Raw genomic sequence first — 13,366 nt, 5'->3', positions numbered from 1 at the left:
TCAGACCCAGCCGTCGAAGAAGGTTTCGCCCGCTTTGACCCGCACCATCCTGGCCGCGTCCGTGCCGATGTCAGCGGCATCCAGCGCCAAGCCTTCGGCCTTGACCTCATGCGATTGCGTGCCATCGGGCGAAATGATCAGCCCGGCGAAAACCAGCCTGCCGCCCGAGATCGTCGCATAGCCGGCGATCGGCGTGCGGCAGGAGCCGTCGAGCGCCGCCAGGAAGGCGCGCTCACAGGCCAGCGCCTGGCCTGTCGGCACATCATGGATGGCCACCAGCATCTTTTCGACCTCGCTGTCGCCGATGCGGGTTTCGATGCCGATTGCGCCTTGTCCCGGCGCCGGCGGAAAAGCATCGAGCGGCATCAGATCGGTGACGACCTGGCCGAGCCCCAGCCGCTTCAGCCCGGCAAAAGCGAGGATCGTGCCTTCGGCGACGCCTTCCTCCAGCTTGCGCAGCCTGGTCTGCACATTGCCGCGGAACATGACCACGTCTAGGTCCGGCCGCATGCGCCGGATCAGCGCCTGGCGCCTGAGCGAAGACGACCCGACCTTGGCGCCTTGCGGCAAATCAATAATGCGCTTCACCGCCTTGCCGATGAAGGCGTCCCGCGCATCCTCGCGCGGCAGGAAGGCGGACAGCTCCAGCCCGTCCGGCAGCACTGTCGGCATGTCCTTGGAGGAATGCACGGCGATATCGATCGTGCCGGCCAGCAGCGCCTCTTCGATCTCCTTGGTGAACAGGCCCTTGCCGCCGGCTTCCGACAGCGGCCGGTCCTGGATGCGGTCGCCGCTGGTCGAAATGATGACGACCTCGAAGGCTTCCGCCGGCATGCCGTGCGCTGCCATCAGCCGCGCCTGCGTTTCATGCGCCTGGGCGAGCGCCAGCGGGCTGCCGCGTGTTCCGATTTTCAAAGTTTGCATGGCGCGCGGTCCGTGATAACCCCCGGCTGGCTTTGCGTTTCCGGCGCTCTCCCTAACGAGGCCCGCCTCTACTAACTAGGAAAGTCCGGCGACACAATCTCTGGAGACAGCGACGAATTGATCCGCGTTCTGGGCATTGAGACGAGTTGCGACGAGACCGCCGCCAGCGTGGTGACGCTGGACGGCGATTCCGTGCCGGTGATTGCGTCCAACATCGTGCTCAGCCAGATCGAGGAGCACGCCGCCTTCGGCGGCGTCGTGCCGGAGATCGCCGCGCGTGCCCATGTCGAGGCGCTGGACGGCATTGTCGAGGCCGCTCTTGCGGATTCGGGCGTAGCCCTGGCCGACATCGACGCCATTGCCGCTACTGCCGGCCCCGGCCTGGTCGGCGGGCTGATCGTCGGCCTGATGACGGCCAAGGCGATTGCAGCGGCCGCCGGCAAGCCGCTGATCGCCATCAACCATCTGGAAGGCCACGCACTGACCGCAAGGCTGACCGACGGGCTCGACTTTCCCTATCTGCTGCTGCTGGTTTCCGGCGGCCACACCCAGATCGTCGCCGTGCGCGGCGTCGGCGACTACCAGCGCTGGGCGACGACCATCGACGACGCGCTCGGCGAAGCTTTCGACAAGACGGCCAAAATGCTCGGCCTGCCCTATCCCGGCGGCCCGAACGTCGAAAAGGCGGCAATGTCGGGCGATGCGGCGCGCTTTGCCCTTCCGCGGCCGATGAAGGGCTCGGCGCAGCCCGATTTCTCCTTCTCCGGCCTCAAGACCGCGGTGCGCCAGGCGGCGACCGCCATCCAGCCGCTGAGTGAGCAGGATGTCGCCGACATCTGCGCCTCGTTCCAGGCGGCGGTAGCCGATGCGCTGGGCGACCGCGTGGCCCGCGCGCTGGCCCGCTTCCGCGACGAATTCCCGGACAAGGCCGAGCCGGCGCTGGTCGTTGCCGGTGGCGTCGCCGCCAACAGAGCGATCAAGGAGACGCTGCAGAAGCAGTGCGCCGAGGCCGGCTTCGTCTTTGTCGCGCCGCCGCTCAAACTGTGCACCGACAATGCGGCGATGATCGCCTGGGCCGGCATCGAGCGGTTGCGGGCAGGCCTGTCGCAAGAGAACGGCTTCGATTTCGTGCCGCGTTCGCGCTGGCCGCTGGACAGCATTTCGGCCCCGATGGTCGGCTCTGGCCGGCGCGGAGCGAAAGCATGAGCGCCAGCAAGACAAGCGGCAGGGACAGAACCGGCTGGCGCGTCGCCGTGCTTGGCGGCGGCGCCTGGGGCACGGCGCTGGCGCTGGCGATGCTGCGCGCCGGTCACGATGTCCGGCTCTACGCCCGCGACGAAGAGACGGTTTCCGCGATCCGCCGCGGCGAGAACCCGCGTTATCTCCCCGGCATCGCCATTGAAGCAGGCATTGCGGCGACCAGCGATATCGGCACGGCCCTGACTGATGCCGATTGCGCGCTGGCCGTAGCGCCGGCGCAGGCGCTGCGCGCCATACTGACGACGGCGAAGCCCCATATGCCGAAAGGCATCCCGCTCGTTCTCTGCGCCAAGGGCATCGAGCGCGACACCGGCGCGCTGCTGTCGGCGATCGTTGGTGAGATCCTGCCCGAAACTCCGGTTTCGGCCTTGTCCGGTCCGAGCTTTGCCGCCGATGTGGCCAGGGGTCTGCCGACCGCTGTCGTGGTTGCTGCCCCCGACGACGCCTTGGCGGCCGAGCTTGCCGCGCGCTTTTCGGCGCAGAATCTGCGCTGCTATTCCAGCGACGATTTGATCGGCGTCGAGATCGGCGGCGCTTTGAAGAATGTCTTCGCCATTGCCGCTGGCGCCGTCACCGGCGCCGGGCTCGGCGCCAGCGCGCAGGCCGCCATGGTGACGCGCGGCTTCGTCGAACTGCGCCGCATCGGCGCGTCCTTCGGCGCCAAGCCGGAGACGCTGATGGGGCTTTCCGGCCTCGGCGACCTTTTGCTCACCTGCTCTTCCGCCCAGTCGCGCAATTTCGCCTATGGGCTGGCGCTGGGGCAAGGTAAGCCCTTGTCGGGACTGCCACTCGCCGAAGGCGTGCCGACGGCGGCGATCGCCGCCCGCATCGCCACCGAGCGCCACATCGACGCGCCGATCATCGCTGCGGTGTCGGCGATACTGGACGGCACGATCACCATTCGGCAGGCTGTGTCCGCGCTGATGACGCGACCCCTGAAAACCGAAACCGACCTCTGATCCCCAAACAAACCGGAGTTTAACATGCTGTTTGCGTTGATTTGCAAGGACAAGCCGGGCAGCCTGCAGGTGCGGGTCGATACGCGGCCGGTCCACGTCGCCTTTCTCGAACGCCTGAACGCCGACAACAAACTGGCCTTTGCCGGCCCGTTCCTGGACGCCGAGGGCAAGCCCAATGGCAGCCTCGTCGTCGTGGAAGCGCCCGACCTCGCCGGTGCGCAGGCGCTGTCGGCTGCCGACCCCTATGCCAAGGCCGGGCTGTTCGAAAGTGTCGAAATCCGCCAGTGGAACTGGACCTTCAACAAGCCGGCGGCTAGTTAGTTCCGGCGGCGCCTAGGGTGATCCCAGGAAAAGTGTGTAACGGTTTTCCGTCCGGAATTGCGCAAAAATAGTAGTTGGAGCAAAGACATGAACTACTGGCTGTTCAAATCCGAACCTTCGGTCTTCTCCTTCGAGGCGCTGAAGGCCAAGGGCAAGGCCGGCACGCAGTGGGACGGCGTGCGCAACTATGCAGCGCGCAACAACATGAAGGCGATGCAGATCGGCGATCTAGGCTTCTTCTATCACTCCAATGAGGGGCTGAACGTCGTCGGCATTGCCGAGGTCTGCGCGCTTGCCCATCAGGATACCACCACCGACGATCCGCGCTGGGAATGCGTCGACATCCGCGCCTTCAAGGACGTGCCGAACCCGCCGACGCTGGAGCAGGTCAAGGCCAATCCGAAGCTTGCCGAGATGGCGCTGGTGCGGCTTGGACGGCTTTCCGTACAGCCGGTGACGCCGGCCGAATGGAAGGAAGTCTGCCGCATGGGCGGCCTGACGCCGGCTCCGTGACGGTCCTCACGCCGAACAGCGCGAAAAAGTTCATTCTCGACAACACGGCGCTTATGTCGCCGCCGCATGTGCCGGAGATTGTCCTCAATCTTGCCGACGAAGCGCATGACCTCTGGCAGCGCACGGAGAACGAGCTGATTGAAATCGGCCTGCCGCCGCCGTTCTGGGCCTTTGCCTGGGCCGGCGGTCAGGGCCTTGCCCGTTACGTGCTGGACAATCCGTCGGATGTGCGGGGCAAACGCGTGCTCGACTTCGCCTCCGGCTCCGGCCTTGTCGCCATCGCCGCCGCCAAGGCGGGTGCGGCGCACGTGATCGCCGCCGACATCGACCCGTTCTGCGAAACGGCGGTCCGCCTCAACGCAGAGGCCAATGGCGTTGCCATCGACTTTTGCGGCACGGACTGCATCGGCACCGACGCCGGCTGGGACGTGGTGCTGGCCGGCGACGTCTTCTACGACAAATCCTTCGCCGACACGCTGATGCCGTGGTTTTCGACACTGAAGGCGCGCGGCGCTGACATCCTCGTCGGCGATCCGGGCCGCTCCTACATGCCGAAGGCGGGACTGGAGCCGCTCGCCGTCTACGAAGTGGCGGTGACGCGGGCGCTGGAGGACGCCCTGGTCAAGCGCACCACGGTGTGGCGCTTCGCTTGACGGCATTGCCGAACAGGCGTTCCATCGCGCATTGATTTGAAGAATACGCATGTCGTTATCCCAGAACCGTCAGGCTTTGGGCTGCATGCTTGAGGGGAGGACTTTATGGATTTTTCAGTGGTGAACTGGCTGGCGGTGGTTGTCGCGGCCGTCGCGGCGTGGCTGTTTGGCGCCGTCTGGTACACGGCCCTCAGCAAGCCTTGGATGAGGGCGGCCAGGATCGATCCGTCAACGTCAAAGAAATCGATATTGCCCTTCATCATCTCCTTCATCGCCGAGCTAATCATGGCGCTGGTCTTAGCCTTGGTCGTCGGCGCGATGACCGGCGGCGAGCCGGTCCTTGTCGCAGGGCTGGTCTTCGGCTTCGTCCTCTGGCTGGGTTTCGTCGCCACGACGCTGACGGCCAACCATCGCTATGAGAATTTCGGCTGGGACCTGACCGTCATCGACGGCGGCCACTGGCTCGGCGTGCTGTTGATCATCGGCGCGGTGATCGGCTGGTTCGGGACGCCGGTCGCCGGCTGAGGCCTGCAGAAGTCGTCAGGTCTGCGTCCTGGCGACTTCGTCGAGGATCCATTCACGGAAAGCGATGATGCGCGGATCGTTGGCAGTGCTCTCGGGATAGACCAGGAAGTAGCCGAACTCCGGCCCTACGCGCAGACCGAGTTCAAAGGGCTGCACCAGCCTTCCCTGGGAAAGGTCGTTTGCCACCATGGCGAACTCGGCGAGCGCCACGGCATTGCCGTCGAGCGCCGCCTGCACGGCATCGGTAGAGGTTCCAAACACGATGGTCCGGCTGTCGTCGAAATCGTTGATACCGGCCGCCGCCATCCACATGCGCCAGTTCGGCCATGTCACGCCTTGGCGCGACCATTCGATATGGGCAAGCGTGTGGTTGAAGAGGTCGCGCGGTTCGCGCAGCGGCGGGCCGGAGGTCAGCAGGCTCGGGCTGCACACCGGAATGAGGATGTTGTCGAACAGGCGATGGGCGCGAAGCCCCGGATACTTGCCAACCCCGAACCGGATGCCGACATCGACATCGTCGAGTTCGAAATCGCGCACTTCGTAGCCGATGTCGAACCTCAGTTCGATATTGGGCTGAAGTTTGCGAAAATCATCGACGCGCCGCATCAGCCATTTTGACGCGAACTGCGCGTCGAGCGTTACCTTCAGCAATGCCGTGCCGCGCGTCAGCTTGCGCGCCCGCGACACCGCCCGGTTGAGCAGGTCGAGCGCATCGATCGAGGCCTCGAACAGCACCGTACCTGCCTCGGTCAACCGGATGGTACGACTGGTTCGCGTGAACAGCACCAGCCCGAGCTGATCCTCGATTTCCTTGATCTGGTGGCTGACCGCCGCCGGCGTCAGCCCGAGCTCGTCGGCAGCGCGGGTGAAATTGAGGTGGCGGGCGGCGGCTTCCAGAGTCCTCAGCGCGCGCGTTCCGGGCAACAGACGGGACATCACCGTATCCTCAAATAAAACTTGACGATCCGAAAAGAACTACTCGTTTCTCTTATGGATTTCAATGCGGCATGATGCATCCATCGAAACACCATCAAGCCGGATTTGATATCCGGCGGAACACGGAGCGCATCATGTCCATCTTCGTTTTGAACTCGCCAGCAGCTCGCTCGAACTGGTTCCATGCCGTAACGGACTGGCTTCGCCAGGCGAAAGTCGCCGTCAACCTGCCGCGCCAGGACGTGGAGGATCTGTCGGATCGCCAGCTGCGCGATGTCGGCGCGCAGCGCAAGGACGTGACGCGGGCCGTGGACCGGGAACTCGGCCGGCTTGGATTGCTGGACACTGGGTGGCAGAAGCCGAGAAGGCGTTAGGCAATGGTGAGTAGTGAGTAGTGAGTAGTGAAGGATTGAAACGGCGCCGACACCAGCCTACTCCCTACTCCCTACTCCCTACTCCCTACTCCCTACTCCCTACTCCCTACTCCCTACTCCCTACTCCCTACTCCCTACTCCCTACTCCCTACTCCCTTACTCCCTACTCCCTACCTCACCACCCTCACCACCGTCCGGTCCGACACCAGCGGCAACAGCCGCGCCATTGTCCGCGCCGTCACCGCCACGCAGCCTTGCGTCGGTGTGAAGCCTGGGCGCGCCAGATGGAAGAAGATGGCGCTGCCGCGGCCGCGCCGGCGCGGCGCCATGTTCCAGTCGAGCACCAGGCAGGCGTCATAGAGGCGGTCGTCGCGCCGCATTCGCTCATGGCTGGCGCCATAAGGGATTTTCACCGGCCGGTTGTAGTTGCGGTCGTCCGGCACCTCGCACCAGCCGAGATCGGCGCCGATCGGCGCCATCGCCAGCCGGGTTTTGCGGCCGGCCGCGAAATGATCGCCCCGAAAATATCCTGACAAAATCCGCATCTCGCCAAGCGGCGTCGCACCGTCGCCTTCGCGCTTATTGGCCGAGATGCCGCCGCGTCCGAGCGCACAGGCAAACACCTTGCTGCCGGCCTGCAATATCCCCTGGCTGGGGTTGCCCGGCCTCGCCCGAACCACCAGCACACGCAGCCCTTTCGGCAAAATTGCGCCGGCTGCATTGCGATCGCGTTTTTTCTTGTATGATCGTGTCACGGAACAAATCACTGTGATCGGACTGTTGCGCCGGTCAGCTTCCGCATAAATGGGGGGCGGTCAACTGAAAATTCTTTTCAAAACAATGGATTGATCCATGACATCACGTACCATTCTGATCGTTGACGACGATGACGACCTGCGCGGAACCCTCGTCGAGCAACTGGCCCTTTACGAAGAATTCGACGTCTTGCAGGAAGCGACCGCCGCCAAAGGCGTCGCCGCGGCGCGCGGCGGGCTCATCGACCTGCTCATCATGGATGTCGGGCTGCCCGACATGGATGGCCGCGAGGCGGTGAAGATCCTGCGCAAGGGCGGCTACAAGGCGCCGATCATCATGCTGACCGGCCACGATACCGATTCCGACACAATTCTGGGCCTCGAGGCCGGCGCCAACGACTATGTCACCAAGCCGTTCCGCTTCGCCGTGCTGCTCGCCCGCATACGCGCACAACTGCGCCAGCACGAGCAGAGCGAGGACGCCACCTTTTCGGTCGGGCCCTACACGTTCAAGCCCAGCCAGAAGCTTCTGATCGACCAGCGCGGCGGCAAGGTGCGGCTGACCGAGAAGGAAGCCTCCATCATCAAATATCTCTATCGAGCCGACCAGAAGGTGGTGACGCGCGACGTCCTGCTTGAGGAAGTGTGGGGCTACAATTCCGGCGTCACCACGCACACGCTGGAAACGCACGTCTACCGGCTGCGCCAGAAGATCGAGCGCGATCCTTCCAATGCTGAAATTCTTGTGACAGAAAGCGGCGGCTACAAGCTGGTTCCTTAAACTTTTCATTGTTCAATAGGCGGTCGGGGCGGGACTGTTTCGGGGAGGATCCGGCTGGGGGAGCCTGGATCGGCCCGCTTCGCAGATTGAAGTGTTAGAGCGTCCTTTGCGCCTCCAATTGGACACGCGGCGCTCTAAGGGAGGGATTGGACTGACCGTTCGGGGACGCAGCTAGAGATGGCGCTGGATGACGACATCCGCATCCTGTCCGCCGTGAAGCTCTTTGAGGGTTTCACGCAGGAACAGCTGCGCCTGCTCGCCTTCGGCGCCGAAGCCACCCATCTGCAGGCCGACCGCAAGCTGTACCGCGAGGATGACGAAGCCGACTCAGCCTATATCGTGGTCAGTGGCCGCATCGTGCTCTACCGCGAGCATGACGGCGACCGCATCCCGATCGGCACCGCCGGCCCCGGCACGATCCTCAGCGAACTGGCGCTGATCGCCGACTCAAGACGGCTGACCAGCGCCTCGGCCGAGACCGATTCGGAAGTGATAAGGTTGAGCCGCAAGATGTTTCGCCGCATCCTGGAGGAATATCCCGAAGTGGCGGTGAAACTGCACCAGCGAATCCTCGATGATTTTCAGGCCATGATCGCCCGCATCGAGAAGTTGGCCCCAAGGTTTGGCGGGTAGGTCCCCGCGACCGCGCTCACGCTTGGGTGTGTCGAGATTCAGGTCAGGCCGAGTCGAAAATGGTTGATACCGAGAACCGGAGCGGAGCGTACTCAAAGTACGCACCGGAAGCGCAGGTATCGGCCATTGCAGGCCGGCCTCACCTGAATATCGGCACGCCTAATCCAGGTCGAACCGCGCAATCACCGGCACATGGTCCGAGGGCCGCTCCCAGCCACGCGCCTCTCGCAGGATCTCATAGCCGGCAAAGCTCGGCACCAGGTTCGGTGACGACCAGACATGGTCGAGCCGGCGGCCGCGGTTCGAGGCTTCCCAGTCCCGCGCGCGATAGCTCCACCAGGTGTAGAGCTTCTGCTCTGGCGGCACGTCGAGCCGCATCAGGTCGACCCAGTCGCCGGCGATCCGCATCGCGTCGAAATTTTGCGTCTCGACCGGCGTGTGGCTGACGACGTTGAGCAATTGCTTGTGCGACCAGACATCGTGCTCCTGCGGCGCGATGTTGAGGTCGCCGACCAGGATCGAAGCCGACACCTCGTCATGCGCGGCGTGGATGGCGTTCATCTCGGCAACGAAATCGAGCTTGTGGCGGAACTTGCGGTTGATCTCCGGATCGGGCTCGTCGCCGCCGGCCGGCACGTAGAAATTGTGGACCAGGATTGCCTTGCCGCCGGCCTGCACCTTGACCGACAGATGCCGGCTGTCATCGATCTCGCAGAAACGCCGTTTCTCGACAATCTCGATCGGCCGCCGCGCCACCGTCGCAACGCCGTGATAGCCCTTCTGGCCATGGAATGCGATGTGCTCGTAGCCGGCCTTGCGGAACGCCTTTTCCGGAAACAGCTCGTCGGGAACCTTCGTCTCCTGCAGGCAAAGCACATCGGGCGCCTGCTCCGTCAGCAGCCGCTCGACGATCGGCATGCGCAGGCGCACGGAATTGATGTTCCAGGTGGCGATGGAGAAGGGCATGCGGCGATCCGAACAAGGTCGCCGATCTACTGCCAGCCGAGCGCCACAAACACAAGCCAGCCTTTGCGGGCGGCGGCCCTGATTCAGGTCAGGCCGAGTCGAAAATGGTGGTCTCCGAGAACCGGAGCGGAGCGTACTTAAACCACGTGAGCACCGGAAGCGCAGGAGATCGCCATTTGCAGGCCGGCCTCACCGGATCTAGCGGTGGTTGGTGTTCAGCTCGCGGTTCGCCGTATAGTCGATGGCGAACGTATCCGCAGGGAAGCTGACGCCTTCCTTGGTGTTGTAGATCATCACCGTGGTGTCCTTGCCCTGCGCGTCGGTGATGGTCCACTGGCGCAGATCATAGGATTTCGGATCGAACATCATGGTGATCTTCGAATTGCCGAACACCGACTTGTCGGCAAGCTGGATGGTGGTGAGGTCGCTCTCTTCCTTGATCGATTTGACGCGGCCGCCCGAGAGGTCGATCTTGGTGTCGAGCAACAGCTTCAGCGGTGTCTTCGACAACGGATAGAGATCGGACGTTTTCAGCCGCTTGTTGAGGATGACCACCGACTTGCCGTCGGAAATCACCCGGAAATTCGACTTGCCGTCATAGTTGAAGCGAATCTTGCCTGGCCGCTCAAGGAAGAACTTGCCGCCGGTCTGCTGGTTGTTGGGGCCGAACTGGACGAACTCGCCGCTCATCGATTTGACCGAGGAGAAATGGTCGGCGATCTTTTGCGCCGTCGGCGGCACCGCCGCCTGCGCCGAGGCCAAGAGCTGGAACCCCGGCACGACGTTGATGGCCGCGGCGCCGGCAAGCATCAGGCCAAGGCCAAGCAACTGGCGACGGTTTGGAGCGAAATCGCTGATCGCGGAAAGATCGTTTTTCATGCCGGTCACTCTCGTGTGGTGTGTGTCTCGTTGCAGTCCGTGGACCCCCAGTTAGACTTAAGTTTGGCGGGCCGGACAGCGCTCAGTCGCTGTAACGCGCCAAAAGGTTCAAGGTTGCCGCCGGGCCGTATCGGCTGATCAGAACTTGTCGTCCTCGGTCGGCACCAGAATTTCGCGTTTGCCGGCATGGTTGGCCGGGCCGACAATGCCTTCCTTCTCCATCTTCTCGATGATCGAGGCGGCGCGGTTGTAGCCGATGCCGAGCCGGCGCTGGATATAGCTGGTCGACGCCTTGCCGTCGCGCAGCACGACCGAGACCGCCTGGTCGTAGGGATCGTCGGAATCCTCGAAATTGCTGTTGCCACCACCGCCAGCGCCGCCCTTGCCCGACGGCTCGTCATCGTCCTCGCCGTCATCCTCGGTGATGGCGTCGAGATATTCGGGCACGCCCTGCAGCTTCAGATGGGCGACGATCTTCTCGACCTCGTCGTCGGCGACGAACGGGCCGTGCACGCGCTGGATGCGGCCGCCGCCGGCCATGTACAGCATGTCGCCCATGCCGAGCAGCTGCTCGGCGCCCTGCTCGCCCAGGATGGTGCGGCTGTCGATCTTCGACGTCACCTGGAAGGAGATACGGGTCGGGAAATTGGCCTTGATGGTGCCGGTGATGACGTCGACCGACGGGCGCTGCGTCGCCATGATGACATGGATGCCGGCCGCGCGCGCCATTTGTGCCAGGCGCTGCACCGCGCCTTCGATGTCCTTGCCGGCGACCATCATCAAATCGGCCATTTCGTCGATGATGACGACGATGTAGGGCATCGGCTCGAGATCGAGGTTCTCGGTCTCGTAGATCGCCTCGCCGGTCTGGCGGTCGAAGCCGGTCTGCACGGTGCGCGAGATTTTTTCACCCTTCTTTTCAGCCAACTGCACGCGCGCGTTGAAGCCGTCGATGTTGCGCACGCCGACCTTGGACATCTTGCGGTAGCGGTCCTCCATCTCGCGCACGGTCCATTTCAACGCCACCACCGCCTTCTTCGGGTCGGTGACCACCGGCGTCAGAAGGTGCGGGATGCCGTCATAGACGGAAAGTTCGAGCATCTTCGGGTCGATCATGATCAGCCGGCAGTCCTGCGGCGTCAGCTTGTAGAGCAGCGACAGGATCATGGTGTTGATGGCGACGGACTTGCCGGAGCCGGTGGTGCCTGCGACCAGCACATGCGGCATCTTGGCGATGTCGACGATCACCGCCTCGCCATTGATGGTCTTGCCCAGCGCCAGCGCCAGCTTGGACTTGGTCGTCTCGAAATCGCGGCTGGCCAGGATCTCCCGGAGATAGACGGTCTCGCGCTTGGCATTCGGCAATTCGATGCCGATGGCGTTGCGGCCGGGCACCACGGCGACGCGGCAGGCAATCGCGCTCATCGAGCGGGCGATGTCGTCGGACAGGCCGATGACGCGCGACGATTTGATGCCGGGCGCCGGTTCCAGTTCATAGAGCGTGACGACTGGGCCGGGCCGCACCGCGATAATCTCGCCCTTGACGCCGAAATCCTCCAGAACGCCTTCGAGCAGGCGCGCATTCTGCTCCAGCGCGTCCTTGGACAGGCTGGCGTCGCGCACCACGTTCTTCGGCTCCGACAGGAAATGCAGCGACGGCATTTCGAATGTTTCCGAGCCGATCAGCGAGGTCTGCGCCTCGCGCTGGACGCGCGCGCCGGGAGCGGGACGCGGCGCAGGTGCGGCGACGCGGGTCGCCGCATCTGACCGGAAGTTTTGCACCTTGGCGTTCGGCGCGGCACGGCGCTGGACCGGCCCGTCGTCGAGTTCGACCTCCTGGTCGCCATTGTCGAAACCGGCATCGAGGACGTCGTCATCGTCCGGATCGACGGAAACGCTGCGGTCATTGACCATGGCGGCGAAGAATTCCGGCTCGACGCGGGCGCGGCCATCCGGGCTCATCCGCGCTTCGGCGAATTCCGCCGATTCGACCCGTTCGGCGGCGCGGCGCCATGCGGTGGAGCGCTGCTCCATCTCCGGCTTGAACTCGTCGCGCTCCTGCTGGCGGCGCACAGCCCGGCGATGCATCCAGGCGCGGAAAGACAGCCACCAGTGGGTAACGGCGCCGAGCGCCAGTATCCCCTCGTCGCCCTCGTCCTCGTCTTCGTCGAAGAGCAGGTCGTCCTCTCGGGGATCGGGCTCCGCGGTGCGCTCCATGACGGCAAAGCCGTTCTTGCGCGCAATCAGCGCCGAGCCATAGGCAAACAGCCACAGCGCCGGCGCAATGAGCACCATGGCAATGACGCTGGCAACGATGCCGGTCGGGTAGCCGCCAATGACCAGGCCCGGAATATTGAGCACCATGTCGCCGAACACGCCGCCGAGGCCGGTCGGCAACGGCCACGTCTTGGGCGGCACCACGCAGCCGGCCATCGCCGCCGCGAGCAGCGCGAAGCCGAACCAGGCAAGGCCGCGCTTCGGCAGCCTGTCGACGCCGCGCGCCGAAAACAGGAGAAAGCCCCAGATCACCGCCGGCACCAGGGCGGCGACCGCGGCAAGGCCGAAGAACTGCATGGCGAGGTCGGAGAATACCGCGCCCGCATAGCCCATGGCGTTGGTGACGATGTTGTCGGTGGCGTGCGAGAAGCTGGGATCGGCGACGTTCCAGGTCGCCAGCGCCGCGACGCCAAAGGCGACCAGCGCAAACAGGCCGGCGCCGACCAGCCGCCCGACCTGGCGCCGCGCGAATGCCTGGATGCCGTACCCCGTATCGGTCAGCGCGAGCGGTGCTGAAGCCCCTGAACGCATGCTTCGTTCCCCGTCTGTCATGGACTGGCCGGGCGCATGACGCACTCCGGCAGATTCGGATGTCAGACTATCGGGGGGA

At 64.2% G+C, this 13,366-nt stretch carries 15 protein-coding genes; 9 read left to right on the top strand and 6 right to left on the bottom strand.

The genetic code is table 11. The features are described from left to right. Window positions 1–924 carry a hydroxymethylbilane synthase gene (gene hemC, locus ACYG9R_RS12235; protein ID WP_023824345.1) on the bottom strand — a complete coding sequence of 308 codons (924 nt, stop codon included), beginning with the start codon at window positions 922–924 and terminating at the stop codon, window positions 1–3. Window positions 925–1,044: 120 nt separating this feature from the next. Here hemC and tsaD point away from each other — a divergent pair, with 120 nt between their 5' ends. The 6 genes from tsaD to ACYG9R_RS12205 all read left to right on the top strand — a co-directional run bounded on the left by tsaD (window position 1,045) and on the right by ACYG9R_RS12205 (window position 5,155). Then, a complete protein-coding gene (tsaD, locus tag ACYG9R_RS12230) occupies window positions 1,045–2,130 on the top strand; it encodes a tRNA (adenosine(37)-N6)-threonylcarbamoyltransferase complex transferase subunit TsaD (RefSeq protein ID WP_196813611.1) in 1,086 nt (361 codons plus the stop codon). Then, complete coding sequence (locus tag ACYG9R_RS12225) at window positions 2,127–3,143, top strand: NAD(P)H-dependent glycerol-3-phosphate dehydrogenase (protein WP_023824347.1); 1,017 nt, start codon at window positions 2,127–2,129, stop codon at window positions 3,141–3,143. Before tsaD ends, ACYG9R_RS12225 begins: the two co-directional genes overlap by 4 nt. 24 nt (window positions 3,144–3,167) lie before the next feature. Further along, the gene (locus tag ACYG9R_RS12220; protein ID WP_023687732.1) at window positions 3,168–3,464 is read left to right on the top strand and encodes a YciI-like protein; all 297 of its coding nucleotides are present in this window, start codon (window positions 3,168–3,170) and stop codon (window positions 3,462–3,464) included. Between the two features lie 87 nt (window positions 3,465–3,551). Then, complete coding sequence (locus ACYG9R_RS12215; RefSeq protein WP_023670487.1) at window positions 3,552–3,977, top strand: EVE domain-containing protein; 426 nt, start codon at window positions 3,552–3,554, stop codon at window positions 3,975–3,977. Then, window positions 3,932–4,630: a class I SAM-dependent methyltransferase gene (locus tag ACYG9R_RS12210; RefSeq protein ID WP_023670488.1), complete on the top strand. Its 699-nt coding sequence runs from the start codon at window positions 3,932–3,934 to the stop codon at window positions 4,628–4,630. Before ACYG9R_RS12215 ends, ACYG9R_RS12210 begins: the two co-directional genes overlap by 46 nt. Window positions 4,631–4,735: 105 nt before the next feature. After that, entirely contained in the window at window positions 4,736–5,155 is a 420-nt protein-coding gene (locus tag ACYG9R_RS12205) for a DUF1761 domain-containing protein (protein ID WP_023824349.1), read from the top strand. A 15-nt stretch (window positions 5,156–5,170) separates the two neighbouring features. Here the strand turns inward: ACYG9R_RS12205 and gcvA are convergent, their stop codons facing one another. Beyond that, window positions 5,171–6,091, bottom strand: a complete 921-nt coding sequence (gene gcvA / locus ACYG9R_RS12200) for a transcriptional regulator GcvA (protein ID WP_023670490.1) — start codon at window positions 6,089–6,091, stop codon at window positions 5,171–5,173. 134 nt (window positions 6,092–6,225) lie between these two features. Between gcvA and ACYG9R_RS12195 the strand changes: the two genes are divergently transcribed. Next, window positions 6,226–6,465: a hypothetical protein gene (locus ACYG9R_RS12195; protein WP_023824350.1), complete on the top strand. Its 240-nt coding sequence runs from the start codon at window positions 6,226–6,228 to the stop codon at window positions 6,463–6,465. A gap of 170 nt (window positions 6,466–6,635) precedes the next feature. Here the strand turns inward: ACYG9R_RS12195 and ACYG9R_RS12190 are convergent, their stop codons facing one another. Then, on the bottom strand, window positions 6,636–7,172 hold the full coding sequence (locus ACYG9R_RS12190; protein ID WP_196813612.1) for a L,D-transpeptidase family protein: 537 nt from the start codon (window positions 7,170–7,172) through the stop codon (window positions 6,636–6,638). 145 nt (window positions 7,173–7,317) lie between these two features. Between ACYG9R_RS12190 and ACYG9R_RS12185 the strand changes: the two genes are divergently transcribed. Both ACYG9R_RS12185 and ACYG9R_RS12180 read left to right on the top strand, forming a co-directional pair. After that, entirely contained in the window at window positions 7,318–8,001 is a 684-nt protein-coding gene (locus ACYG9R_RS12185) for a response regulator transcription factor (protein WP_023670493.1), read from the top strand. 177 nt (window positions 8,002–8,178) lie between these two features. Then, window positions 8,179–8,634, top strand: coding sequence for a cyclic nucleotide-binding domain-containing protein (locus tag ACYG9R_RS12180; protein ID WP_023670494.1), 456 nt, complete (start codon window positions 8,179–8,181; stop codon window positions 8,632–8,634). Window positions 8,635–8,793: 159 nt separating this feature from the next. Here ACYG9R_RS12180 and xth read toward each other — a convergent pair whose 3' ends face one another. From xth to ACYG9R_RS12165, 3 genes are all read right to left on the bottom strand, one after another. Beyond that, window positions 8,794–9,600 (bottom strand): exodeoxyribonuclease III, encoded by an 807-nt coding sequence (gene xth, locus ACYG9R_RS12175; protein WP_023698380.1) that lies wholly within the window; start codon window positions 9,598–9,600, stop codon window positions 8,794–8,796. Between the two features lie 198 nt (window positions 9,601–9,798). Continuing rightward, window positions 9,799–10,479 carry an outer-membrane lipoprotein carrier protein LolA gene (locus ACYG9R_RS12170; RefSeq protein WP_023683897.1) on the bottom strand — a complete coding sequence of 227 codons (681 nt, stop codon included), beginning with the start codon at window positions 10,477–10,479 and terminating at the stop codon, window positions 9,799–9,801. Between the two features lie 138 nt (window positions 10,480–10,617). Then, window positions 10,618–13,287, bottom strand: coding sequence for a DNA translocase FtsK (locus ACYG9R_RS12165; protein ID WP_023824351.1), 2,670 nt, complete (start codon window positions 13,285–13,287; stop codon window positions 10,618–10,620). Window positions 13,288–13,366: the final 79 nt, after the last annotated feature.

The organism is Mesorhizobium sp. RSR565B (assembly GCF_054719465.1).
Note: the sequence above shows the minus strand (reverse complement) of the source record. Positions and strands in the feature narration are given on the sequence as shown.

Bases quoted from the DNA above. Each gene is read 5' to 3' on its own strand.
- ACYG9R_RS12220 (WP_023687732.1), top strand. From the start codon at position 3,168: ATGCTGTTTGCGTTGATTTGCAAGGACAAGCCGGGCAGCCTGCAGGTG.
- ACYG9R_RS12185 (WP_023670493.1), top strand. From the start codon at position 7,318: ATGACATCACGTACCATTCTGATCGTTGACGACGATGACGACCTGCGC.
- ACYG9R_RS12165 (WP_023824351.1), bottom strand. From the start codon at position 13,287: ATGCGTTCAGGGGCTTCAGCACCGCTCGCGCTGACCGATACGGGGTAC.
- ACYG9R_RS12205 (WP_023824349.1), top strand. From the start codon at position 4,736: ATGGATTTTTCAGTGGTGAACTGGCTGGCGGTGGTTGTCGCGGCCGTC.
- ACYG9R_RS12170 (WP_023683897.1), bottom strand. From the start codon at position 10,479: ATGAAAAACGATCTTTCCGCGATCAGCGATTTCGCTCCAAACCGTCGC.
- hemC (WP_023824345.1), bottom strand. From the start codon at position 924: ATGCAAACTTTGAAAATCGGAACACGCGGCAGCCCGCTGGCGCTCGCC.
- ACYG9R_RS12180 (WP_023670494.1), top strand. From the start codon at position 8,179: ATGGCGCTGGATGACGACATCCGCATCCTGTCCGCCGTGAAGCTCTTT.
- ACYG9R_RS12210 (WP_023670488.1), top strand. From the start codon at position 3,932: ATGGAAGGAAGTCTGCCGCATGGGCGGCCTGACGCCGGCTCCGTGACG.
- ACYG9R_RS12195 (WP_023824350.1), top strand. From the start codon at position 6,226: ATGTCCATCTTCGTTTTGAACTCGCCAGCAGCTCGCTCGAACTGGTTC.
- xth (WP_023698380.1), bottom strand. From the start codon at position 9,600: ATGCCCTTCTCCATCGCCACCTGGAACATCAATTCCGTGCGCCTGCGC.
- gcvA (WP_023670490.1), bottom strand. From the start codon at position 6,091: ATGTCCCGTCTGTTGCCCGGAACGCGCGCGCTGAGGACTCTGGAAGCC.
- ACYG9R_RS12225 (WP_023824347.1), top strand. From the start codon at position 2,127: ATGAGCGCCAGCAAGACAAGCGGCAGGGACAGAACCGGCTGGCGCGTC.
- ACYG9R_RS12215 (WP_023670487.1), top strand. From the start codon at position 3,552: ATGAACTACTGGCTGTTCAAATCCGAACCTTCGGTCTTCTCCTTCGAG.